At 42.2% G+C, this 22,304-nt stretch carries 27 protein-coding genes and 2 tRNA genes; 7 read left to right on the top strand and 22 right to left on the bottom strand.

Going from position 1 to position 22,304, the window contains the following annotated elements; genetic code table 11:
• Positions 1 to 178: 178 nt before the first annotated feature.
• Positions 179 to 265: transfer RNA gene (locus C1I38_RS11410), tRNA-Leu, on the top strand.
• A 129-nt stretch (positions 266 to 394) separates the two neighbouring features.
• On the opposite strand, the gene C1I38_RS11415 is transcribed toward C1I38_RS11410, so the two are convergent.
• The 6 genes from C1I38_RS11415 to cax all read right to left on the bottom strand — a co-directional run bounded on the left by C1I38_RS11415 (position 395) and on the right by cax (position 6,047).
• A complete protein-coding gene (locus C1I38_RS11415; protein ID WP_119776448.1) occupies positions 395 to 1,228 on the bottom strand; it encodes a hypothetical protein in 834 nt (277 codons plus the stop codon).
• Positions 1,225 to 1,635: a hypothetical protein gene (locus C1I38_RS11420; RefSeq protein WP_119776449.1), complete on the bottom strand. Its 411-nt coding sequence runs from the start codon at positions 1,633 to 1,635 to the stop codon at positions 1,225 to 1,227. The genes C1I38_RS11415 and C1I38_RS11420 overlap by 4 nt, the downstream gene beginning before the upstream one ends.
• Positions 1,636 to 1,800: 165 nt before the next feature.
• Positions 1,801 to 2,772, bottom strand: coding sequence for a D-2-hydroxyacid dehydrogenase (locus tag C1I38_RS11425; protein WP_119776451.1), 972 nt, complete (start codon positions 2,770 to 2,772; stop codon positions 1,801 to 1,803).
• 27 nt (positions 2,773 to 2,799) lie between these two features.
• Positions 2,800 to 3,969: a glycerate kinase gene (locus C1I38_RS11430; RefSeq protein ID WP_119776452.1), complete on the bottom strand. Its 1,170-nt coding sequence runs from the start codon at positions 3,967 to 3,969 to the stop codon at positions 2,800 to 2,802.
• Between the two features lie 20 nt (positions 3,970 to 3,989).
• Complete coding sequence (locus C1I38_RS11435) at positions 3,990 to 4,601, bottom strand: hypothetical protein (protein ID WP_119776454.1); 612 nt, start codon at positions 4,599 to 4,601, stop codon at positions 3,990 to 3,992.
• 402 nt (positions 4,602 to 5,003) lie between these two features.
• Positions 5,004 to 6,047, bottom strand: coding sequence for a calcium/proton exchanger (cax, locus tag C1I38_RS11440; RefSeq protein WP_243103746.1), 1,044 nt, complete (start codon positions 6,045 to 6,047; stop codon positions 5,004 to 5,006).
• Between the two features lie 317 nt (positions 6,048 to 6,364).
• Here cax and C1I38_RS11445 point away from each other — a divergent pair, with 317 nt between their 5' ends.
• Positions 6,365 to 6,949, top strand: a complete 585-nt coding sequence (locus tag C1I38_RS11445) for a flavodoxin family protein (protein WP_119776457.1) — start codon at positions 6,365 to 6,367, stop codon at positions 6,947 to 6,949.
• Positions 6,950 to 6,971: 22 nt separating this feature from the next.
• Here the strand turns inward: C1I38_RS11445 and C1I38_RS11450 are convergent, their stop codons facing one another.
• Together C1I38_RS11450 and safA are read right to left on the bottom strand one after the other, a co-directional pair.
• Positions 6,972 to 8,036, bottom strand: a complete 1,065-nt coding sequence (locus C1I38_RS11450) for an acyltransferase family protein (protein ID WP_119776459.1) — start codon at positions 8,034 to 8,036, stop codon at positions 6,972 to 6,974.
• 163 nt (positions 8,037 to 8,199) lie between these two features.
• Positions 8,200 to 8,835, bottom strand: a complete 636-nt coding sequence (gene safA / locus C1I38_RS11455) for a SafA/ExsA family spore coat assembly protein (RefSeq protein WP_119776460.1) — start codon at positions 8,833 to 8,835, stop codon at positions 8,200 to 8,202.
• Positions 8,836 to 8,973: 138 nt separating this feature from the next.
• Here safA and C1I38_RS11460 point away from each other — a divergent pair, with 138 nt between their 5' ends.
• The 4 genes from C1I38_RS11460 to C1I38_RS11465 all read left to right on the top strand — a co-directional run bounded on the left by C1I38_RS11460 (position 8,974) and on the right by C1I38_RS11465 (position 10,762).
• The gene (locus C1I38_RS11460; RefSeq protein WP_119776462.1) at positions 8,974 to 9,510 is read left to right on the top strand and encodes an epoxyqueuosine reductase QueH; all 537 of its coding nucleotides are present in this window, start codon (positions 8,974 to 8,976) and stop codon (positions 9,508 to 9,510) included.
• 288 nt (positions 9,511 to 9,798) lie between these two features.
• Complete coding sequence (locus tag C1I38_RS14060) at positions 9,799 to 9,939, top strand: hypothetical protein (protein WP_165904922.1); 141 nt, start codon at positions 9,799 to 9,801, stop codon at positions 9,937 to 9,939.
• A gap of 50 nt (positions 9,940 to 9,989) precedes the next feature.
• Entirely contained in the window at positions 9,990 to 10,127 is a 138-nt protein-coding gene (locus C1I38_RS14065; RefSeq protein WP_165904923.1) for a hypothetical protein, read from the top strand.
• Positions 10,128 to 10,330: 203 nt separating this feature from the next.
• Positions 10,331 to 10,762, top strand: coding sequence for a CBS domain-containing protein (locus C1I38_RS11465; protein WP_020490958.1), 432 nt, complete (start codon positions 10,331 to 10,333; stop codon positions 10,760 to 10,762).
• A 101-nt stretch (positions 10,763 to 10,863) separates the two neighbouring features.
• Here C1I38_RS11465 and tatA read toward each other — a convergent pair whose 3' ends face one another.
• The 12 genes from tatA to C1I38_RS11520 all read right to left on the bottom strand — a co-directional run bounded on the left by tatA (position 10,864) and on the right by C1I38_RS11520 (position 20,749).
• A complete protein-coding gene (tatA, locus tag C1I38_RS11470) occupies positions 10,864 to 11,067 on the bottom strand; it encodes a twin-arginine translocase TatA/TatE family subunit (protein ID WP_020490959.1) in 204 nt (67 codons plus the stop codon).
• 68 nt (positions 11,068 to 11,135) lie between these two features.
• Positions 11,136 to 11,927: a peptidase gene (locus tag C1I38_RS11475; protein WP_119776464.1), complete on the bottom strand. Its 792-nt coding sequence runs from the start codon at positions 11,925 to 11,927 to the stop codon at positions 11,136 to 11,138.
• A 201-nt stretch (positions 11,928 to 12,128) separates the two neighbouring features.
• The gene (locus C1I38_RS11480; protein ID WP_026156170.1) at positions 12,129 to 13,097 is read right to left on the bottom strand and encodes a polyprenyl synthetase family protein; all 969 of its coding nucleotides are present in this window, start codon (positions 13,095 to 13,097) and stop codon (positions 12,129 to 12,131) included.
• 3 nt (positions 13,098 to 13,100) lie between these two features.
• On the bottom strand, positions 13,101 to 13,424 hold the full coding sequence (locus C1I38_RS11485; RefSeq protein WP_119776465.1) for a twin-arginine translocase TatA/TatE family subunit: 324 nt from the start codon (positions 13,422 to 13,424) through the stop codon (positions 13,101 to 13,103).
• The gene (tatC, locus tag C1I38_RS11490; RefSeq protein WP_119776467.1) at positions 13,421 to 14,206 is read right to left on the bottom strand and encodes a twin-arginine translocase subunit TatC; all 786 of its coding nucleotides are present in this window, start codon (positions 14,204 to 14,206) and stop codon (positions 13,421 to 13,423) included. The genes C1I38_RS11485 and tatC overlap by 4 nt, the downstream gene beginning before the upstream one ends.
• Before the next feature lie 196 nt (positions 14,207 to 14,402).
• A complete protein-coding gene (locus tag C1I38_RS11495; RefSeq protein ID WP_119776468.1) occupies positions 14,403 to 15,161 on the bottom strand; it encodes a polyprenyl synthetase family protein in 759 nt (252 codons plus the stop codon).
• Positions 15,162 to 15,362: 201 nt separating this feature from the next.
• Positions 15,363 to 17,408, bottom strand: coding sequence for a (Fe-S)-binding protein (locus C1I38_RS11500; protein WP_119776470.1), 2,046 nt, complete (start codon positions 17,406 to 17,408; stop codon positions 15,363 to 15,365).
• A gap of 82 nt (positions 17,409 to 17,490) precedes the next feature.
• Complete coding sequence (locus C1I38_RS11505) at positions 17,491 to 18,687, bottom strand: electron transfer flavoprotein subunit alpha (protein WP_119776472.1); 1,197 nt, start codon at positions 18,685 to 18,687, stop codon at positions 17,491 to 17,493.
• Positions 18,688 to 18,702: 15 nt separating this feature from the next.
• A complete protein-coding gene (locus C1I38_RS11510) occupies positions 18,703 to 19,491 on the bottom strand; it encodes an electron transfer flavoprotein subunit beta/FixA family protein (RefSeq protein WP_119776530.1) in 789 nt (262 codons plus the stop codon).
• 305 nt (positions 19,492 to 19,796) lie between these two features.
• Positions 19,797 to 20,126: a toprim domain-containing protein gene (locus C1I38_RS11515; RefSeq protein ID WP_020490968.1), complete on the bottom strand. Its 330-nt coding sequence runs from the start codon at positions 20,124 to 20,126 to the stop codon at positions 19,797 to 19,799.
• A gap of 158 nt (positions 20,127 to 20,284) precedes the next feature.
• A complete protein-coding gene (locus C1I38_RS14385; protein WP_015043047.1) occupies positions 20,285 to 20,416 on the bottom strand; it encodes a hypothetical protein in 132 nt (43 codons plus the stop codon).
• Between the two features lie 153 nt (positions 20,417 to 20,569).
• Positions 20,570 to 20,749, bottom strand: coding sequence for a hypothetical protein (locus tag C1I38_RS11520; RefSeq protein WP_020490970.1), 180 nt, complete (start codon positions 20,747 to 20,749; stop codon positions 20,570 to 20,572).
• A gap of 133 nt (positions 20,750 to 20,882) precedes the next feature.
• On the opposite strand from C1I38_RS11520, the gene C1I38_RS11525 reads away from it, so the two are divergent.
• Positions 20,883 to 20,959: transfer RNA gene (locus tag C1I38_RS11525), tRNA-Pro, on the top strand.
• A 140-nt stretch (positions 20,960 to 21,099) separates the two neighbouring features.
• Here the strand turns inward: C1I38_RS11525 and C1I38_RS11530 are convergent.
• Complete coding sequence (locus tag C1I38_RS11530; protein ID WP_119776473.1) at positions 21,100 to 21,546, bottom strand: hypothetical protein; 447 nt, start codon at positions 21,544 to 21,546, stop codon at positions 21,100 to 21,102.
• A gap of 108 nt (positions 21,547 to 21,654) precedes the next feature.
• Positions 21,655 to 22,101, bottom strand: a complete 447-nt coding sequence (locus C1I38_RS11535) for an ACT domain-containing protein (RefSeq protein WP_020490973.1) — start codon at positions 22,099 to 22,101, stop codon at positions 21,655 to 21,657.
• Between the last annotated feature and the right edge of the window lie 203 nt (positions 22,102 to 22,304).

Consider the following 22,304-nt stretch of genomic DNA (forward strand, 5'->3'; position numbering starts at 1 on the left):
TCTAAAAAAACAAAATACCCCTAATGGAAAAGGATAACAAAAACCACAGCGAAAAGCAAGGCTGGAACAAAGGCCTTGTCTCGTCATGATATTTGTCAAGGACTAGAAATTCCATTTTTTTATTACTCTTTTGTGTTGACAAAGCATAGAGCCATCAAATATAATGTAATCTGTCGATGCGGCCGTGGCGGAACTGGCAGACGCGCTAGTTTCAGGTACTAGTGGGCTAACGCTCGTGGAGGTTCAAGTCCTCTCGGCCGCACCAGTTTGAAAAAATAAGTTGCACACATATTTGAACATAAAAATAGAAGACCGAAATTGTCGGTCTTTTTCTTATCCTATCTTTATTAAATTCAGTTGTATCTATTCCCGCCTGACAATAGTCTGCCGAGGATTATAGATCTTTATTTTCCTTTTTTCCTTTTTCTTTATTTGAGCCAATTCCTTTCAGTGTATTGGCAAACCACGGAAGCGGTACCTTATTTATTTTTGCTACATATCCGATGACTCTTGTAACATAAATCATCCCTACCCAAAAGACAATTAAATAATGGACATTGGATACGACTTTGGCGGGATAGTATTCAATGCTACTTAGCCCGGAAGTCAAGTCGACAAAGTAATTATGAGCAATAACACCAACCATAATTGCTGCTAAATTTACACAAAAAGCACATAGTTTGGCCTGTAAGCTATGATCTTTTTCCCTCCCTTCTTTAACGGCTCCAGGTATTAAGCTTATGAATGCGTCAAAAACGGCAAGTCCAATAAACCCACCAATAATACTAAAAATAGGAACACCAGTCCAAGCCGCAAAAGCAGAACATAGCGCTGCTAGAGAGGCAATTAAGCCGACATGCTGATTATAAGAATTTTTGATCTCTTCAGCAAAAGATTCAATTGGAGAACAAGCAAGCCATCCCATAATAGCACCACCAATCCTTGATAGAACACTATTATGTTTATTCAATAACTTTAGTTCTTTATACCCTGACTTTATTTCAAAACTTTCATCAGTAAAAATTACTGTATATTCAGCAAATATAACCCTATGTTTTTCATAAACATCAACATTAGGCCCATCAATTCCTGCACTAGATGTTAATTCTATATTATTTGGTGAAGTGAAGCTTTTTATAGCGGATACAAAATCTGAATGATTACTCTCAGGGGAAGTCTTGGCTTTTAATATTTTGTTAAAGTCTACATCCATTGTGAGCGTATTCATTCCTTTTCTCCCTTTCCCATTGTTATTAATATTCGATATTCGTTAAGTTTCTTCCTCCCTTTACTGACAACAAACTTATATGATCCGAGTGATTTTATCAGCATATCATTAAATACGATCTTTACCGAAATATCTTTTGTTCCTTTTGGTATTTCAATTTTTAACGGCAGTTTGGTGACATACTCATCTTTATCATCTTTTACTGTCATTTCAAGTATGATATCACCCTCATTTTCTTCAGCGTCTTCCGACTCAAAAACCTGAACCCCAACAATAATATTAAGGGATATTTTTTCATACAATGCCTTGATTGTTTTTGTGAAAAGAATGTTTTTGTAACTTAAGGATTCATTTTCATTAATGACATCTTCACACGCCATAATATACGGAACATTGACTCTAGCCATATGATGTATCCACCTTAAATCATAGAATATTTTACATATCTTACATAATAAAGGAATTAATCAAATTTGTCATTAATTTCCCAGCAAAATACCAATAAAATCTTTTCTTTATGATATTAAAAATAACCCGACCGAAGCCGGGTTAAGAGACATTGCCTTGGTTATTCAACTGACCACGTTCTCGGGAGTCCCCGCCAGAAACTGTTCCAAATTGTGCACAGCCAGATCCATAAGCCTGATTCTTGCCTCCAGCGAGGCCCATGAAATATGTGGCGTAATGATGCAGTTCTTGGCCTGAAGTAACGGGTTATCCCTTTGAATCGGTTCTGTCGACACAACATCCAGTGCTGCTCCTGCAACTTTGCCGCTGTTCAGGGCCTCTGCTAAATCCTCCTCGACGATTAAAGGGCCTCTTGCGTTATTTACGATCATCACACCGGGCTTCATTTTAGCAATACTTTGCTTGTTAATGATTCCTTTGGTATTTTCAAATAACGGGCAGTGCAGCATGATTGCGTCAGATTCGGTAAGCAGTGTATCCATATCGACATATTTCATATCAGGACTTTCCAAAGACGAATCGGGATTGCTGTCGACAGCTAGAATCCTCATCCCCAAAGCCTGAGCTATTCTTCCCGTCGCCTGGCCAATTCTGCCATAACCGATGATTCCAATGGTCTTTCCCGCCAGTTCTATGAGCGGGTACTTCCAGTAACACCAGTCGGGATTGCCAGACCATTCTCCTATTTGAACCGATTCACTGTGCGGCCAGACATGGCAGCACATTTCAAGCAGCAGCGCAATTGCCATCTGAGCGACAAAATTCGTCCCATAGGCTGGAATATTTGTTACGACAATTCCTCTTTCCTTGGCTGCCTCAACATCGACAATGTTATAGCCTGTTGCGAGAACCCCGATAAATTTTAAATCTGGTGCGTTTTCCAGCACGATTCTGGATAATGGTGTTTTATTGGTAAAGACGATCTCCGCCCTGTCAATTCTCTCCAGGATTAAATCTTCAATACCGGCATGATATGCGGTGCGATCATAGACAGTAAGCTCCCCAAACCTTTCCAGTCCGCTCCATGATATATCTCCGGGATTAAGTGTATATCCATCCAAAACGACAATTTTCATAGTGTCCCCCCTGTACGATTTTGAGCGTTAATGATCTTTTGGGCATAACCCTTCATGCCGGAACGATCGTCCAGCCAGGTACAGGCGGAAGATCCTTTCAGCAGCTCTCTCCAGCAGCACTTCCGCATTCTGGATTGCGTCTACTAGACTAACAGGTCCTTCCGTAATGCTGAATACCCCGGAAAACCCATGTTTGTAAAGCAGCTGGGCATCTTCCGTCAACCCGCCGGACAAACAGACGACCGGGACTTGATGTTTTACAGCTTTTTCAGCTACGGCCAGCGGTACTTTGCCGAAGAGTGTCTGGTGGTCGGTCAAACCCTCACCTGTTATGACTAAATCCGCATCATTCAGAACCTTGTCCATATCTGCCGCTCTCATTATGAGCTGCGCTCCAGGCTGCAGATTTGCCTTCAGAAAAGCAATCAGAGCCGCTCCAACGCCTCCTGCAGCTCCGGCACCAGGAATATCCCGCACCTGAAGCCCGGTACTTTTCTGAATGATTTCAGCATAGTGCCGGAGATTCTTGTCCAAAAGAGCAGTCATCTCCGGTGTCGCTCCTTTTTGCGGGCCGTAGACTGCCGAGGCCCCCTGCGGGCCGCAAAGCGGATTGGTCACGTCACATGCAGCCATTATTTCTGTATCGCTCAGCCTGGGGTCAAAGCCAGAAAAATCTATATCCGTTATTTCAGTCAGATGGCCGCCTCCAAAAAGGATTTCCTGACCATGCCGGTTCAGGAGTCTTACTCCTAAGGCCGTGGCCATTCCGGCTCCTCCGTCATTCGTACCGCTCCCACCGATACCCAGAATTAATTTTTTAGCTCCAGTGTCCAAGGCATACCTTATTAACTCTCCAACACCATACGATGTCGTCAGCAAAGGGTTTCTAAGGTTTGCAGGAATTAAATTTAAGCCTGCCGCCGCTGCCAGTTCAATCACGGCTGTTGTTCGGTCTTCTAACAAACCAAAAAAAGCATCCGTCGTTTCACCCAATGGCCCTTTTACCCTGGCTGGTATGATCTCACCACCTAGAGCCGCAATCATCGCCTCTACGGTACCTTCGCCGCCATCAGCCATCGGGATCAATTTTACAGCAATATCCCGCTCAACGTTCCGAATACCTCTTTCGATTGCCCTGGCAGCGCTAAGCGCGTTCAGACAGCCTTTATAAGCGTCAGGTGCAACAACAATCTTCATGGTGCCCCCCACCGTATTCCCTACTTAAAGTCTTCGGTTGCCTTCAAAGGTCCGTTTGCGAGGATACCCTCCACTTCTTCGAATCCTATCGGGAAAGCATAATTATAACGCGCAGGAAGCGCCAATACATATTTCGAATTTCGTCCGAGTTCACTTGGCGGCATCGGTGCCGCACCAACACTGAATTTTTCATTCAATAAGTCTGTCCATTGGTTTAACGTAAATATCATAATCGGAACGTCCTGACGAGGCTGCTCCGGAGTCCATAGCGGATGACGAATCCGAATGAGCCGGTTCGTTTCAATCACTCGACCGCTTTGCGAACCATCTATAGCAATACCTTCCCATTGCTCATTTACAATTGAGTAGCCCTTCCAACTATCCGGTAACGCAAAATTAAAACCATACACTGTGTTTTGATAGATCACCGGATTGTTGTCTCCATTTGCCTCATTTGATCCGTTTGAGCCGGTCATCTGACCTGTCTGGTTTGTATCCTGATTCAAACCATTGATCTGATCCATACCATTCGATTGATTCGTACCATTCATTTGATCGTTGTTTGCGCAGCCGGCCGTCAAAATTCCCAGTCCCAAAATCAAAATCAGTAAACAGGAACTAAATCGTTTCATAACTCCCCCTCCTTCCGGAATCAGCTTTATCATAGCATTATTTTATTCCCTGATACAATATCAGACGAGAATGAAATATACGAATCACCTTTAACTCGTTAGCGCTTATTATCAATATCTGCATTTTTTAATTTTGAGAAAAGCCCCAATTACCATCGATTAGTCTGCGTGGCACAGTTCCACGATAAGCGGAGCAAGGATTGCGTAGCGCGGCCTTTTGCGTCAAGGAGGACGCAAAAGGCCGAAAGTGGTATTATGGCACGCAGACAAGCCCAAAAGCCTTTTAGCACGCACTTAAGCAACTTAAGCAATTAAGCAGTATAAGCCCACAAAAAATGAGGGCACATTACGTACCCCCACAGAATCTGCAAACCTAAATCCATAAGATCAAGAGGCTGGATTCTACAAGACAAAAAACGCTACAGCAATGATCAAATATACCGCTAGCAGCTGAACCCCTTCCATCCAGTTCGATTCCCCGTCCGTCGCTACCCTGTTGGCAATCAGAACTGAAAAGACGAGGGCTACAATTTCAAATTCATTGAAAACGATACTCATTGGTGTAAACAGTAAGCTCAGAAAGATCAATACAGGCGTGACAAACAAAATGATCTGCAGGCTTGACCCGATTGCAATCTCAACGGCGACATCCATTTTATTCTTCATCGCCATGACAATCGCCGTGCTGTGTTCAGCAGCATTACCGATGATCGGAATAAGAATAATGCCGACGAAAAATTCGCTTAGCCCGATCGCTTCCGACATTGGCTCTACAGCACTGACCAAGAACTCACTCTCCAGCCCGATCAGCACAGTGGCCCCGACCAAAACGGCAATTGCTTTTTTTATGGACCACTTCGGAGAGCTTTCCTGGGAATGGTCGATTGAATAAATATCTTTGTGCGTGTAAAAAGAAAAGACTAAACTCAGAATGTAGATAATAAACATGATGACTGCCACAATGATACTGAGTCCTTCATAACGCGTATTTAGGAGTGCCGGGTTCAGCGTATGTGTGAAGATAGCCGGAATCGTCAAACCAATAACCGCAAACAACAGCATACTGGCACTGTTGTCAATAACCTTTTGATTAAAACGCTGCGACTTGTATTTGATTCCACCAAAGATCATGCTTAAACCCAGCACCAGCAGAATATTGCCAATGACTGATCCGGCAATGGATGCTTTAACAACCTCAAAAAGACCTGCTTTTAAAGCAAAGAAAGAAATAATCAGTTCTGTTGCATTGCCAAACGTTGCATTCAAAAACCCGCCCATCTTGGGCCCTGAATAGAAGGAAATTTCCTCTGTTGCTTCGCCCATCAGCGCTGCCAAAGGAATAATAGCCAGTGCTGTCAAGACAAACATCAGCGTTGGTGTCCAATGCAAAAACTCACCGACAATAGTGATCGGCACAAATAGGAGCATGTAACGTAAAATCTTCACTTTTTTCGTTCCTTTCGAATAAGCTAGAATACTATAGTCCATCTCCGGGCTGCAGCACTGCGGGAACAAGTTCCAGCCGGTTTTGGTTGTACAAGACACAGAGCGCTAATTGACATTATATAAAAAATGAGATGCTTTTTCAATTCTTAAACAAAAATGCCAAACAAAGATTATAAAGGTCCCTCCAGAATCCGCTGCAGGAAACACGAATGTTGATCTCGAATTATTCATTATAATTGTACTTACATCAAAAGCATCAAAAATTAATCCAAAATTTTGACAATACAAAAAACGCCTAAAATCAGGAGGAACATACTATGTTGGTTGTTGCACTTAATGGGAGCCCAAAACCCAATGGAAATACGGCTCAAAGTCTTCAAATTGTTCTTAAGGAATTAGAAAAGGAGGGCATTCAGACCGAACTGCTGCAATTAGGCGGAAAACCGATTTTTGGCTGTAAGGTCTGCGGAAAATGCGCTCAGAGCAAAGACAGAAGCTGCCCGGGCCATAACGACGAATTGAATCCGGTTCTGCAAAGAGTCTTTGAAGCTGATGGCATTCTGATCGGTTCCCCAAGCTATTTCAGTAACATGACCCCCGAAGTCAAAGCTTTTATTGATCGCTGCGGCATCGTTAACGGGGCCAATGGCCGTTTATTGACCAGAAAAGTTGGTGCCGCGGTTGTGGCTGCGCGGAGAGCCGGTACAAATTTCGTTTTTTCTTCAATCAATCTATTCTTTGGCATTACCGAAATGATCACCGTAGGTTCCAGCTACTGGAATATGACACTTGCCCATAAACCCGGGAATGTCCAACAGGATGAGGAAGGCATCCATACATTTCAGACACTTGGCAAAAATATGGCCTGGCTTCTAAAGAAAATCAATCGGGAACAGTCGTGAACAACAAACCTATTGCAGTTTTTCAGATGCTTCTGTCCGATCTGCCTGAGGTTCCAATATCAATACCAATGGCCGGTTTTTTTTTGTTTATTCCTAAAGCCAGAAACCGCAGACCAGGTATCCGCGAAGCAAATTCAAACCACAGCCAAGGGAATAATATTCCGATAATAAGAAAACGCCAAGGATTAATTGTAATAAAACCACCAATCACTGAATTCACAAACAAATGAAGAAACATGATTGCCATCGAACTTTGGCCCAGGGAACTAAATAACTTTCTACTAAAAGTCCAATTACTGAGCATCCTGCTTAGGCCGGAGATCAGCAGAACTGCAGCCATTGGCACAAGGATGTTCGTACCGAAAAAGTAATACTGACGGTGCTTAAAGTCCAAACCAAACCTTAGGTAATCCTGAAAATATGCATAAAGGAACAAGATAAGAAAGACTGCTGAAAATAAAAGAATGATTTTGTTTAGCTGGGCATTTACCAGCCATTTTTTTTGTTTAAAAAGGAAACCCAGCGCATAAAAAACGATTCCAAAAAGGGCCACATCCATATTCCAGGGAACAAAGAAATCTTGGTGAAAGCGTGATTCCCAGAAGGCAAAAACAAAACATGCCGCGATCGTCAGCACGACAAGCCACCTTGGACGAATCTTCCGGATGACGAAGTCAAAAAATATCTGGACAAAAAATAAACAGGTCACAAACCAAAAGGTTCCGTAAGCACCTTCCAGCTTGCTTCCGCCCAGAATCAATGCTGTCCAGTTGATATCCACAGATTGGCCTTTAAGGACACTTAATACGGCCAGAAAGGCCGTAATCAGAATGATATAAAAAACATAAGGAACCAGAAGCTGTTTTGACCGCCTGACTAAATATTGCAGCGGCACTACTTTACCGACAGGTCTGTACAGGTAGCCGCTGATAAAGAAAAACAAAGGCATATGGAAAAAGAACATCAGAAAAGAATAAGGATGGCCGGCATGTCCCCAGACGACGCTCAGTATCCCTATTCCCTTCATTACATCCAGCCAAATGATCCGGCTCTCATTATTCTCCGCGGCAAGTCCCTGTGCTGTCATCACGATATCCTTCAGGTAAGATTTGTGATCGTCCCCTGTCAACCTTAAATAACAATGGGACCGATAGTACTAGTCTATCACAGCCCGAAGGGATGAACCACCATTTTTATTCAGGATGCTCTTGCAGCATTTCTTCAAAAGTTGTCTTCAAAAGTTATAAAGGTTATAGCGGCTTAATGAACATTTGTGTCCAGTAGATATTGCCTTCACTGTCTTTGGCCGCTCCTACACCTATTTCTAGATAAGATGGACTTAGGATATTGCTGCGGTGTCCCGCAGAATTCATCCAGCTGTTCATTACTTCCTGCGGTGTTTGCTGGCCATAGGCAATGTTCTCAGCCGCGGCTGAAAACCGGATGCCAAAGGACTCCATCATTTTGAAAGGAGATCCATAAGTCGGCGACTCATGAGCAAAGTACCCTTTATTGATCATATCCTGCGACTTGTATCTTGCGACCCTGCATACTTCCCAGTTTTGTTTCAGCAGTTGCAAACTCTTTTTTGACCGTTCAACATTCACCAGGCGAATTACTTCCGTTTCTAGGGCTTTAACGCTGTCGATGTTCGGGATCAATATCTTCTGCCCGGGGTAAATCAGTCTAAGATTTTGGATTTGCGGATTAGCCTGGGCCAATTCACTTAATCCAATCTCATACCTTACTGCAATTTTCCACATACTGTCTCCAGCCTGAACGGTATACTGGGTCGATTGGGCAAAAACTTGTCCAGTGCCGCACAACAAAAACAATAATCCTAAAACAGGAATGATTACATTCCGATCCATTGCATTTTTGTTCATCAAATTCACCTCCTATCCTTTAGTTATTTTGAACAACTTTCCCATCTTGCATTCAAGCTGCATCAGGCCTATAATTTTGCCAGCAAGACTTATTCCCTTAGGGATATGTTGTAGCGTCACCATTAGGAGGTTGAAACGATGGTCAAAGAAAAAATTTTGATTCATGCCTGTTGCGCCACCTGTGCAGGTTATGTCCTGGAGCAGCTTTCTGGGGATTTTACTCCGGTCATCTACTATTGCAATCCTAACATTCATCCGAAGGAAGAATACCTACTCCGGAGCAGTGAACTGCAAAAATATGCCGCTGCCCAAAACATATCTTTTATCGAGGATCCTTATGTCCCCCGACAGTGGTTGACACAAGTGAAAGGTTTGGAGAATGAACCGGAGAAAGGACTTCGCTGTGACCGCTGCTTTGCTCTGAGACTTCAAAAAACGGCCGCATATGCTTTGAAAAACGATATCAGCATCTTTACAACCACGCTGACCATCAGCCCTCATAAAAGCAGCAAACGCATTCTAGAGATAGGTCAAAAGGTTGCTGATGAGAACTGTCTCAAATTCTTGGCCAGAAATTTTAAAAAACAGGATGGATATAAAAAGACGATGGAGATCGCGCGGTCCCAAAATTTCTACCTTCAAAAATATTGCGGCTGTGTTTATTCCGTTCGTTGAATAACAGAATAACCAAAACTTAACTACTAGATTTTTGTTTATAATCGTTGACTTTAAGGCTTTTCCATGTTAATTTTTTATTGAAGAGTCTCTAGATAATTGATGTCTAGGTATAAAATCTAGCCGCAGTTGTCTTTGGACTTTGCGCAAGAAGCTCCCGGACGCGGGAGCTTCTGTTATTTTATCCAATTATTTTTGACCGGTAGAAAATACACCATTGCACATTCTTATACATATATTGCATCAAATACCAATTCATACCAATTATACAAGGGGGGTCTTGCGATTATGGCTTACGAAGGTGCAGTTGCCGGTAATGTTGTAACAGGAGGCGCAGTTGGTGGTTGTTGCTGTACGCCAAATTTTTGCGGAATTGCTATTGTAACAGTGATTATTCTGCTCTTGATTGCGATGGGGATTTTATTCTAAGAACCCAATATCTTATTATTTAATCTGACTATAAGAGAGGTGAAAAATAAATGTACGGTTATGGATGCTGCTGCAGAACTGCCCCGGTGGCTCCGGTTGCCCCAGTGGCTCCGGTATATGGCGGTGTAGGTGTAGGTATTATCGCGATTGCGATTCTTATCCTTATTGCTCTGGGTGTAATCTTCTAAAAAATTGTAAAACGAATAAGAGGAGGACAAAAGTACGTATCTTTTGTCCTCCTCTTAATTGGGGACAAATACGTCACTTTGTCCCTCGAGACCACGATACTTTATTTACTGTCAAAAAGCTTTAGAACCGGGAAGGAATTCCATAGTTTCTATGGAATAATTTAAATATACAGTCAGCATAATAAAGTATCAGAGGTTTTACTATGAAGAATGTTGCATTTTTTCTTATTCCGAAAAAAGATGTCATCTTTCTTAAAAAAAATGCTACGATGCGTCAGGCGCTTGAACGTATGGAGTACCATGGATATGCCGCGATCCCTCTGGTGGATTCCAAGGGGCATTACGCGGGAACTGTAACAGAGGGCGACCTCCTTTGGAAGCTGAAGAATACCCCTGATCTCACGTTCGGCAACACGGAAAAAATACATCTGGATGAGATTGAACAACGTACCCAGAATGCACCCGTTTCGATCAATGCACAGATCAATGATCTTATTTCTAGGGCGATCCAGCAGAATTTTGTTCCCGTGATTGACGATCAGGGAATTTTTATCGGGATCGTTCGACGCCGCGAAATTATCGAATATTGTGCGAAACTACTAAATGTAAATGCAGATAATCTTAGAATCATATAAAAAGGGAAATAATTTAAGGACGCTACCACTCCTTGCCAGCTATGGCAACACGGTAACGTCCTAAACATTTCTATATGGATCATGTGATTGCTGATAGAAGCTTATCCTTCTTTTTTCTCTTCAGTCGAATCCTTGGTTCCCTTGACGCTGTCTTCCAGATCATCGGTCGCGGACTTAAATTCTTTAATACCTTTGCCCATAGCTTTGCCCAATTCAGGAAGTTTCCCTGGGCCAAAAATAATCAACACAACGACTAAGATAATGACTAATGTCATGGGAGCAATCATTCCAAAAATAGGTTGCACTTCTGTCACCCTCCTTTTCATATTACTATATCATGAAATCTACAAAAAACCAATTTCTTTACCCTACATCATCCTATCGTAGAAAGAGAAAAATTACAAGTATTTTCGCCAGAAAACATGGATTGATAAACAAGATATAATTCCCAGATTAATCCCCATAATTCTCCTGAAGCCTCAGTTACGCAAATGCCCATCTCTTTAGCTTCAGCCCGGCCTATCGGATAACCGTGCGAAAAATAACCGTTTGTGAGGTTTTGCGTGACCACTTTCACCTTTTCTTTATTATTTTTCAGCATATATTTGGAAAGCAGAGATTCGGCATATTGTCTGGAAGCCTTTAAGGCTTTCTCATAATCCCCAATCAGCCACGGATCAAGTTTATTCAAAACCGAATTGACGATGATTTCAGAGACCTCCGTATTCGAGTTGTTTTCTATGAGTTCTTCAATATATTCAAAGCAGCAGCGCAGGGCCTGGACCGGTATCCAGAAATCCTTATACAACGGATGCTTGACTAACGGGTCTATCGGCCCCAGCTCGGATATTGGGCCCATCACAACTTCATCCGCTCCCAGAACAATCATTGAAGCTGCTGATTTCGCTGAAAAAGGAACAATGACTGAAAACTCTTCACAAAATTCTCTGATTAGCATGACAACCTTATAGGGTGTGTCAACCGCACCTCCATAGCTGTGCAGGAAAAGGTCAATTTTTGGGGTTCTTCCAATCTTATTCAATTCCTGATACAGCGGAACCAGAATTCCATCGTCGAGAGGTGTATAAGAAAAATAGACAATAACTTTAGAATGCCGTATTTTTTCTATTTCTTCCAATAATGCTTTCCTTCTCTGGTCATTCAAAAAATACACAGCTCCTTACTTAGTAATTCATGTATAATATACTATTTTTTACCATATCAATGGGTGTTTGTATCTCTTGAAAAAATAGCAAAAGCCGCTGCGGCGGCTCTTAATGATAATTTAAGGTTGACGTGGTACTAGTACCACGTCAACCTTAAATTATCCATCATAACGTGAGTAGATTTTTCGCAACTTCGTATCTTAGTAGCTTCTCTCACCGATGAAATCAGCCAGCTCAATTAAAGCAGCCTTGGCCGGGATATCGGGGAGTTCTCGAAGGTTTGTTTTAGCTTTGACAATATACTGCTCAACCACTTTGCTGGATTTATCGATTCCGCCTGCCTGGATTATCAGCTGGATTGCCTCGGCTACTTCGGCATCCGTTTTCGTTTTCTGCCCCAAAAGCTCCTTTAATCTTTCTTTCTGCAGAGAATCCTTTAATGCAAAGATCATCGGCAGGGTAATGATCCCCTGGCGGATATCTCCTCCGACCGGTTTTCCCAGTTCTTTGGGATTTGCAGTTATATCAAGGATATCATCGACAATTTGAAACGCGAGACCGAGGTAATTACCGTACTTGCTCATCAGCCATATCTGTCTCGGACTGGCATTCGATACTTTGGCACCTAATTTGCAGCATAAGCCGATCAGCAGCGCTGTTTTCCGCTGAATGCGATAAAGGTACTGCTTCAAGGTTTGTGTTGTATCGTATGAGGACTTGATTTGCTGAATTTCACCCTGACACATTTCAATACAGACATCAGCTAAAATGCTGGATACCGCAGAATTATCAATCTTCACAATCAGTTCTAGGGCCTTAGCAAACAGGTAGTCCCCTGTCGCCATCGATACGGTATTTCCCCAGCCTGCGGTTAGGGTTGGACGTCCTCTGCGTGTAAGGGACGCATCGACAACATCATCGTGAATCAATGTTGCCATATGTATAAGTTCCAGGGCCATTGCAACAGGAAGAAGCTTCTCAAACCGGTAGTCAAAAAATTTCCCGGCAAGAAGCGTAAAACTCGGACGCAACCTCTTTCCGCCAGCTTGCAGAAGATAAAGACAAGTTTGCGAAAACATAGGATCATCGACATTAAGAAATTTATCAAGTTCCTTTTCGACTTTTTTCAGATCTGCATTGATTTCTCTAAAAAATTTCTGACGTTTCAACTATTATTCACCCGCTTGCATGTCTTTCTGATTCTCTTGTTTATCGGGAGACGGTTCTTCAATTTCCTGATAGGAAAGAAGCTCTTCATCTTCCGCTATTTTTTTAGACTGAGCCGGTTTATCCTTAGGAGGATCTTCTTTCAAAGCATTTTGAATTAGACCGTTGGGAGCACTAAGCGCACCCCTAAATTCTCTGGTGACTTCATTGGTAAATTTTCGTACCTGAAATATTATTTTGCCCAAAGTCCTCGCCACAACGGGCAAATCCTCCGGCCCAAATAGAACGACAGCGATGACCAATATTAGCGCAATTTCAGTCATACTCATTGGTTCTGTCCCCCTCCCTCTTCGTTTTCGGAAGGCTGAAGTTCTTTTTTCTTTCTCGTAATAAGATAGCCCAGCCATATACTTAGTTCATAAAGCATGTATATTGGGCCTGCCATCAGTAGCTGGGTTAGAAGATCCGGTGTCGGGGATACGACTACGGTAAGTATAACAATGGCAAAAAAAGCCCATTTGCGAAATTTGGCAAGCGTTTTTGGAGACAAATGCCCGGTTCTCATCAGGAAAAGCAATACAACCGGTAGCTGAAATACTGCTCCGAAAGTCCCCATAAACGTTAAGATAAATTTCAGATAAGAGGATTTGGTCACAAAAGGCGTAGAATCTACGGCTCCTCCTCCTGCAAGCAACAGGAACTTCAAACAGACCGGCAAAACAAGATAGTAGGCAAAAGCGGCACCGGCAATAAAAAGAATAAATGATGACGCAACGATGTAGTAAAGATATTTACGTTCGTTTTTTTTGAGACCCGGAAGTATAAAGCTCCAGATCTGCCACAATACAACGGGAAGGGCAATCATAATACCGGTTACTACCGATATTTGCAGCTTTACCATAATCGGCTCCATTGGAGTTGTGGTAATAAAGCTTACTCCGGCCATTTCCGTGACAGGGTCTGCCAAAAAACCGTATACATAGTCGCTGAAAATATACCCGATAACCGTTCCGATAGCAATCGCATACAAAGAAATAAGAAATACTTTTCTTAATTCTTTAACATGTCCCAGAAGCGTCATTTCTACGTTTCTTTGTTTTCTCCGTTGCACTATTTCGCTCCTCCATCAGCTAAATATAAGCCATTAATTATTCTATCATGATATTTCAAGAATACCAAATATACTTTCCATGTTCTAGAAAAGTTTCTGATTCGCGTCAGACAAAAAAAACCTCAGGTCTGAGATTGATATTTAGCAATGTTTCTCAGTGGCTTGAGAGCTCCAAGATCTTCACGAAGGATATTTATTATTGTAAGACTCCTGTACCGGCACGTTTATTTCGCTCGATTTCCGCTGATAGAAATTCCATTAATTCCTGTAAAGGTTTGATCGGTAGATAATCGCGGATTTGAGCCAGGTTCTCTTCTGCTTTACTGAGATTTTCCTGTAATATTGAAGCACAGTCCGGCTCTTCCGAAGCTGCCCAGGCCATCCCTATACAGTACCCAAAGTTCTCCAGTTTATCTATATGCGTTTGGGGAATCCCAGAAAGTTTAGCACTGAGTTTCACAGCCAGCGCTGTCAGAGAAGCTCTTTCTTTCCCTAAGATCATGTTATATCCCTGGAAAGGGATACACTTATTTTTATACCGCCAGCGTATCAGAATGCCTTCATTGATCGTCTTGATCAGTTTGACAAACTGGCTGGCATATGGAAATATATCTTCCTGACATACCTTCTTCAGAGTTTGTCCAAACATAAAATCCCCTGTCAGTACAGGAAACTGCCTGGCATGTTCGGACATATCCTCATCAGTAATCAGTTTATGAATATGATGCGCCAAAAAAACATATTGAAAAACGGTTGCGAGGGAAAGAATAGTTTTGTTGATTTTTCCGGTCATGAAGCTTACAGACAAAACCAATGCCGGACTCATATACCTATCCAGATTATTCATCGGCAGCTTCAACAGATCATCAAGCGTTGATGAATTAAACTGCATTTCTTTATTCATTTCCGTTTCAACTGTTTTTAGTTCCGATTCAACGCTATAAACTTCGATCACCTTTGATTCCCCTCCAGAAATCCTAAGTTTTCCACATAGTTCTGTGTTATTTTACATTATTCGTGATTAAAAATAAAAATCCTGCCCTGTCGTTTCTGTCTATTATTCAAGAAACGACATAATTCTATACATAATGTATGTATTGTATCAAGTAAATAGACCTTTAGCAATCCCGAGTCTGCCAAAGGTCTATCTTTTTTGTTAGATCATTTTTGCAATGAGTTCGGCCGGATCGACAACGTGAACATTTCGATCAGGCTTAGCCTTATCTTTGACGCCGTCTTCCAGCATCGTAATGCAGTATGGGCAGTTGGCGCCAATGGCTTGAGGATCTTTGGAAAGTGCTTGTTCTACTCTTAGGTTATTGATACGGTCACCCAGATTTTCCTCCATCCACATTCTGGCTCCACCTGCACCGCAACAAAAGCTCTTGTCATGGTTGCGGTCCATCTCGACGAGCTGAACCCCCGGAATCCTATTGAAGAGTGCTCTTGGTGCATCATATTCCTGCTGGTAGCGCCCGAGATAACAGGAGTCATGATACACAATTCTTTGTTCCGGCAGCCGAACGTCTTTATTCAGTTTCAGCTTGCCTTCTTCGATAAGCTGGTTAATGAACTGGGTATGATGAATCACTTCATAATTACCGCCAAGTTCCGGATACTCATTTTTCAGGGTATTGAAGCAGTGCGGACAGGTAGTGATAATCTTTTTCACGCCATAGTTATTCAGGATGCCTATATTTTCTTTGGCCATGAACTGGAAGAGATATTCGTTGCCGGCACGGCGGGCAAAATCACCGCAGCATTTCTCTTCTCTGCCAAGGATCGCAAAGTTGACGCCGGCAGCCTTAAGGATTTTGGCAGTAGCTACAGAAACCTTCTTCGCACGGTTGTCGAAAGAACCGGCACAGCCTACCCAGAATAGATACTCCGGATTCTCTGCTGTTTTCATGACCGGGATATCAAGATCTTTGGCCCAGCCGGCACGCTCGCTCCAGCTGACGCCCCATGGATTGTATTTGCTCTCCACATTACGGAAAGCGAGCTGCAGCTCAGGTGCATAGTTGTTTTCATTCATCACCTCATACCGACGCATATCAATGATCTTGTTGACATGTTCGTTCGATACCGGGCATAAAGTCTGACAGGCTGAACAGGTCGTACAGGACCAGAGTTCATCACGTGTAAAGACATCGCCGATTAAGTGCTTTTGAAGTATTTCCGCACACTCGCGGTCCTCCTTGGCAATCTTCCTGAAATCTTCAGCTGTTAAATCAGCTGTGGATTCAAGGCCAAGCTTGGTCATCTCAGCGCCTTTTTCCAGAAGATGATCTTTCAGCTCTCTGCTTAAGAGTTTTTTCGGATTCAACGGTTTACCGGAGATATTGGCCGGACAGTTATCCATACAACGGCCGCATTCTCCGCACGCGAAGCTGTCCAGCAGTTGCTTCCAGGTAAAGTTTTCAATTCTGCCTACACCGTACTCCGTAACCTTTTCGTCCAGCAGATCCATTGCCGGAATCTGAGCGCCGGCAGGTTTCAATGTAGCAAAATAGCCATTGAACGGCGAGGCCAGCAAATGCATGTGCTTGGAGTTCGGGATATAGACCAGGAACCCGAGAATGATCAGCACATGGGTCCACCAGCAAATTTCAATGATGACACGGAGCGTTTCAGCGTTGTAGCCCTGGTACAGTCCGGCAAACAGATGATAGATGAAGGCCAGGTTATAAGCAGAGTTTGCCTCTAAGACAATTTTGGCTCCACTGGTCAGCCATTCGGTGATAATAACCAGGAAGATCAGAATCACGATGATCGCGGCTTCCGGTGTTCGGTAGAGACGTTTGGGCTTGACGATCCATCTTCTGATCACACCAATGATTAAACCAACAAATACGAGTGTCGACAGAATGTCTTTAATTAGATAGAAGTAGGGATTTGTTCCGAGCAATGGAACATGGACAGATGGGAACAGTCCTTCGATCATAAACGGGATTTCTCCTAAGGCAATGAATATGAATCCCCAGAAGATAAACAAGTGAATATAGCCGTAAAATTCCCTGAGCATTTTGCCCTGCAATAAAACGGTCACAATAAAATTCTTTAAACGTTTGCCCGGGTTGTCAAACCTGTTTTCTTTCGCGCCTAAAGTCAAAATACGAATTTTTTTACTTAAGGCGTGAACAAACGCATAAACTGCAAGTCCTGTCAGCACTAAAAATATAATCAGCTTTAAAGAAAGCAATTCTAACACCTTCCTTTTCTTAATCTTCCTCTTTTATCCTTTTATCCGTCAGCCGTATCTTCTTATCATTAGAGACCGTTTTTTACGCCCTTTTTAACGCTTTGATCTTTTGGGTCAGCATCGGCACAATTTGGTGAAGATCCCCAACAAGGCCATAAGTCGCGATGTTGAAAATTGGCGCTTCGGGATCATTGTTAATTGCGACAATGATTTCAGAGGTATTCATTCCGGCAAGATGCTGAATAGCGCCTGAAATACCACAGGCAATATAAAGCTTCGGGGCAACCGTTTTTCCGGTCTGCCCTACCTGACGATAATGCGGAACCCATCCTGCATCAACTGCTGCGCGTGATGCACCGGCTACACCACCAAGGGCTTCAGCCAGTTCTTCAATCAAACGGTAATTTTCCGGACCGCCGATGCCTCTGCCGCCGGAGACGATGATCTCAGCATCCTGTAGATTGACGGTATGAGATATGCTTTGAACAATATCTAAAATCTTGGTGGTCATATCCGCTTCTTTAACAGAGCTTTCACAGCGAATAACTTCACCTGTCCGGTTATAATCGGGATCATCCATCTTCATGACTTTTGGACGGACTGTGGCCATCTGCGGGCGGTGATTTGGGCATAGAATGGTCGCCATCACATTACCGCCAAACGCAGGCCGGGTCTGTCTTAACAGACGTGTTTCCGGATCAATGGAAAGAGCGGTGCAGTCCGCCGTAAGACCGGTGGTAATTCTGACAGCAATGCGTGCTGCAAAGTCACGTCCATTATTGGTCGCGCCAAACAATAGAATTTCCGGTTTATATTTATTGATGATTTCAACAATCGCATCCGTGTAGGAATCGGTACGATAATCCTTAAACACAGGGCCGTCTACCAGATAGACCTTTTCGGCTCCGTAAGCAAAACACTCTTTAGCAAGTTCGCCGACATTTTCGCCAAGAAGCACGCCCGCTAATTCCACCTTCAGTTCATTAGCCAGCTTGCGGCCTTCACTTAGCAGCTCAAGCGCTACGGTGTCAATCTTTCCGTTGCGCTGTTCGATAAAGACCCAAACACCCTTGTAGACGTCGTTGTTTTTAGGAGCTTTTTTAGCTTTTTTGGTGACTTCTATCGCACTGTTCGGACAAGCTTTGCTACAGGCTCCGCAGCCAGTACAATTATCCTTTAATTTCGCAATACCAGCAACAATCTCTATAGCGCCAAAAGGACATCTATCAACACAAGCGCCGCAGCCATTACATTGATTTTCTTGAATCTTTACACTCATTTTTCTGCTCCTCCCTTATACGATTTCAGCGGCCTGCAGCTTCTTAATCAGCAAATTACATAGTTGTTCGTCTGTTTCACCTTTAAGCAGTTCACTCTGAATTTTCACTTCAGGCGTAAAAATCTGCATTACCTGGGTGCAGGAGCCGTTCAGTCCGGTCTTTTCGGCAGGAGCTTCAATATCCGCAGCAGACCAGGTTGATACCGGCATTCTTGAGGCTTTGATCGAACCTTTAACGCTCGGATACCTTGGTTCTCCGATTGCTTTATCAACTGCGATGACGGCAGGCAATTGAACTTTGATCACTTCAAATCCGCCTTCAAAGGCACGTTCAACGACGAGATGATCTTCATGGACTTCTCTGATTTTTTGGACATAGGTCGTTTGGGGAAGATGTAAATGCTCGGCAATACCAGGCCCTACCTGGGCGGTATCTCCGTCAATGGCCATTTTCCCGCAAAAAATGATATCCGGTTTACCAATTTTTTCAATGGCTTTGGCCAGCGAATAGGAAGTAGCCCAAGTATCGGCACCTGCAAACGCCCGGTCACTGATCAGTATTGCTTCATCCGCTCCCATCGCTAGACATTTGCGCAGCGCAGATACAGCCTGCGGCGGTCCCATGGTTAGGACGGTCACTTTACCGCCGTATTGTTCTTTGATTTTGATAGCAGCTTCAGTAGCATATTCGTCAAACGGATTCACGATACTCGGAACACCGTCACGGATTAACGTGTTTTTAACCGGATCAATCTTTACTTCGGTAGTATCAGGCACTTGTTTAATACAAACAACAATTTCCACTTTCTTATCCTTTCCTTGCATGGCTTTTTACCTTAATACAAAAAACTGTAATTATTGTATAAAGAGTACTTAAGTCCCCCTTCTAAGCAAATATTGTCAGTTTTACCTCATAGTTTTAAAATAGTGAATATTTTCACAAATTTATTTTTAGAGTTTAAGCCTTATTTCAGTATTTATTTTATTTGTATATACCGTTATATATTACTTGTCAAAATGATATCAGAAAGTGAAGAATAACACAAGCGAATTTTGATGTTTTTTGGGGATTATTGAAACTTTTTGTTACAAGGCTGGAATTCTTCTTGTTATAGTATTTCCTTCACATCGAAGTGAGCATTTTTTAAGATATCATAAATTTCCTCAAGTGGGGTCGATGCTACCTCCCGGTACATTCTTCTGGTATACAGATGCCGGGCATTCGGAAAAATATTTTTGATGCTCCGCCTCAGCTTATTTCCCGGCTCATCTGCATCGACCAGCACATAAATTTCATCGTATTTTTCTTCGTCAATGAGCCTTTCAAGGTTCGTTTGATTAATGGTACCGTATGTACAAATGATTTCGACAGGTTCACTCAGTACCTTCAGCAGCTGCTCCCGGTCTGTCTTCCCTTCAACGATAATAGCTTTATTCATATCATCACTTCTTCTGTCCAAGATTTGTTCGGCTAATGTCCTTTATCCCGTATCCGGCATTCTTGACCTGCATTATATGTTTCTCTTATTATAAATCATTTATTAAATATCATTATAAATAATCCGGGTTTCCCCGGATTATGATCAAGATCTTCAGTTCAGGAATGGCTGGGTTTGTCGGCTTGCGTCTGTTGGATATTACGTTCCTTTTGAACATCATAGTCTGTAAAATGTGGATCACTTACCGTCAGAGACGATTTGGCTCTTGCATTTTTTTTATGTTTTCCCATGCCGGCTGTCCTTTCGTTGTCTTTTCTTTAGTGGCCCATATCCAGAGTATATCCTTCCTGATTCGAGTCTATGCTTGGTTTCTCACTGTAAATCATTTCTGAATAAGAGAAAACCCCGGATAATTTTTGAGGTTTTCTTGATTACTTTAATATTTATTTAGCCTTTAACATCGTAATGTCTTCAATATTTATTGCCGTGGTTTGCATTAGCATATCAAGTTTTCTATGTACTCCCCTGTTATCAGTCCGTAAAGCTGTCATATCGGATTGCATTTTTTCTTGGTTGTCTTTGATTTCTTTTAATTCTAGAAGAATCAAGTCAAGTTTATCCATTTGGTTACAACTCCTTTGTCATAGCGTATCACATAACTGTGTAAAACTAAAGGTATTTTACATCTTCGATGCTTGATTTTTTAAAACAGGTATGATAAATTGTATAAGTGCTTCACGGAAGCATGCTTTTTGTCGGGGCGTAGCTCAGTTTGGTAGAGCGCTACCTTGGGGTGGTAGAGGCCGCACGTTCAAATCGTGTCGCTCCGACCAGATAATTCTAAGCCTTTAGGGGCTTTTTTTATTAGAGAAAATGGCTAGGAATTAATTTATAATGCGATCTAGAAACTATTTTTTGTGGATTGCCGTTATTATTTAGAATCTACCTATTGTAAACGACAATCCACGTGATGCTATTTCTTAATAAATAAACTGGGTTGTTTAAACACGCTCAATGCTTTAAAAAGATTTGATTTAAATAAGGATTTAAGAAATTTAACTTTTTGTTTACAATCATGCTTTTCTGGACATTTACCTTTTTGGGGTATTCCACATATAATACCTTTAGGTTCAGCTTTGGCTGTAGCAACAAATGATAAAGGAATTTCAACACAAATCTTTTGATTAACGAGAAAAACACAAGCTTTTTTGAGTTTGCAACGACGTTTCTTAGTCATTGAGCCATCCTTACAAAATACTTTAATATCGCCAACTTTTATATCTGGTGTAACCGTTACTTCTGCTTGCACACATACTGTTTCATGAATAGTTGATGGACAACCAACAGGTTGATGATCCATATTTTGACTCGATACAGAAGATTGATCTCTTTTAGAACTTTCATTAATATAAGCTTCCATTTGCATCCTCCTTTCATTACATAATATGCAAAAAAAAACAACTGGGACAAACGTTGTTAATAATTATTTATATATTGTTAAACAGCTCAACACTCCAGAAAAATTTGATCAGCTCTTTGCAATCAGTTCAATTTTACGTACTCCCTCAAGTTCCCCGAGGTTTGACACCAGGCTTTCCACAGTTTCTTCCATCTTTTCTGTTTCAATCGAAATGGAGACATTGGCAATCCCCTGCAGCGGGATTCCCTGATTGATGGTAATGATATTTCCAGAGACAGAGGCAACATAGTTTAAAACATTCGACAAAATCCCTGCTTTGTCCATCAGCAGCAAGGACAGCGTAATCATCTTTTCTTTACTTGCTTCATAAAACGGAAAAACTCCGTCTTTATATTTATAAAATGCGCTCCGGCTGATTTCGACCCTCTCACAGGCTTCATTTACGGTCAGCACATCAAATTTCGCCAAAAGTTCTTTAGCCTGAGCTGTTCTCGTAATCGCCTCAGGAAGAATCTCCTTGCTTACCAACAGAAAATCTTTTTTCTGTTTGCTCACACAATTCAGCTCCCAACTTTATTAGTATGCTGTTTTATCTATTATAATCATTTTCTGACGGTTTTGACAACCAGATTAGTCAAAGAAAGAGAAAGCCTAATGTAGGCTTTCTCTTTCTTTCAAAAAACGAATATAAAAATCTGTCCATGCACCTGTAGTGGCCTTGAAAGGCCTTCAGCAAAATGGTCTCTTTATCCCTTTAA

Source organism: Dehalobacter sp. 12DCB1 (genome assembly GCF_004343605.1).
Lineage (GTDB): Bacteria > Bacillota > Desulfitobacteriia > Desulfitobacteriales > Syntrophobotulaceae > Dehalobacter.

What these genes read in the sequence shown, in the direction of transcription:
- safA (WP_119776460.1), bottom strand. Translation starts at nt 8,835, where the DNA reads ATGAACAAAAATGCAATGGATCGGAATGTAATCATTCCTGTTTTAGGA.
- C1I38_RS11460 (WP_119776462.1), top strand. Translation starts at nt 8,974, where the DNA reads ATGGTCAAAGAAAAAATTTTGATTCATGCCTGTTGCGCCACCTGTGCA.
- C1I38_RS11420 (WP_119776449.1), bottom strand. Translation starts at nt 1,635, where the DNA reads ATGGCTAGAGTCAATGTTCCGTATATTATGGCGTGTGAAGATGTCATT.
- C1I38_RS11435 (WP_119776454.1), bottom strand. Translation starts at nt 4,601, where the DNA reads ATGAAACGATTTAGTTCCTGTTTACTGATTTTGATTTTGGGACTGGGA.
- C1I38_RS14060 (WP_165904922.1), top strand. Translation starts at nt 9,799, where the DNA reads ATGGCTTACGAAGGTGCAGTTGCCGGTAATGTTGTAACAGGAGGCGCA.
- C1I38_RS14385 (WP_015043047.1), bottom strand. Translation starts at nt 20,416, where the DNA reads ATGGGAAAACATAAAAAAAATGCAAGAGCCAAATCGTCTCTGACGGTA.
- C1I38_RS11415 (WP_119776448.1), bottom strand. Translation starts at nt 1,228, where the DNA reads ATGAATACGCTCACAATGGATGTAGACTTTAACAAAATATTAAAAGCC.
- C1I38_RS11530 (WP_119776473.1), bottom strand. Translation starts at nt 21,546, where the DNA reads ATGGAAGCTTATATTAATGAAAGTTCTAAAAGAGATCAATCTTCTGTA.
- C1I38_RS11465 (WP_020490958.1), top strand. Translation starts at nt 10,331, where the DNA reads ATGAAGAATGTTGCATTTTTTCTTATTCCGAAAAAAGATGTCATCTTT.
- C1I38_RS11485 (WP_119776465.1), bottom strand. Translation starts at nt 13,424, where the DNA reads ATGAGTATGACTGAAATTGCGCTAATATTGGTCATCGCTGTCGTTCTA.
- C1I38_RS14065 (WP_165904923.1), top strand. Translation starts at nt 9,990, where the DNA reads ATGTACGGTTATGGATGCTGCTGCAGAACTGCCCCGGTGGCTCCGGTT.
- C1I38_RS11515 (WP_020490968.1), bottom strand. Translation starts at nt 20,126, where the DNA reads ATGAATAAAGCTATTATCGTTGAAGGGAAGACAGACCGGGAGCAGCTG.
- C1I38_RS11430 (WP_119776452.1), bottom strand. Translation starts at nt 3,969, where the DNA reads ATGAAGATTGTTGTTGCACCTGACGCTTATAAAGGCTGTCTGAACGCG.
- C1I38_RS11520 (WP_020490970.1), bottom strand. Translation starts at nt 20,749, where the DNA reads ATGGATAAACTTGACTTGATTCTTCTAGAATTAAAAGAAATCAAAGAC.
- C1I38_RS11425 (WP_119776451.1), bottom strand. Translation starts at nt 2,772, where the DNA reads ATGAAAATTGTCGTTTTGGATGGATATACACTTAATCCCGGAGATATA.
- C1I38_RS11445 (WP_119776457.1), top strand. Translation starts at nt 6,365, where the DNA reads ATGTTGGTTGTTGCACTTAATGGGAGCCCAAAACCCAATGGAAATACG.
- C1I38_RS11450 (WP_119776459.1), bottom strand. Translation starts at nt 8,036, where the DNA reads ATGACAGCACAGGGACTTGCCGCGGAGAATAATGAGAGCCGGATCATT.
- C1I38_RS11505 (WP_119776472.1), bottom strand. Translation starts at nt 18,687, where the DNA reads ATGAGTGTAAAGATTCAAGAAAATCAATGTAATGGCTGCGGCGCTTGT.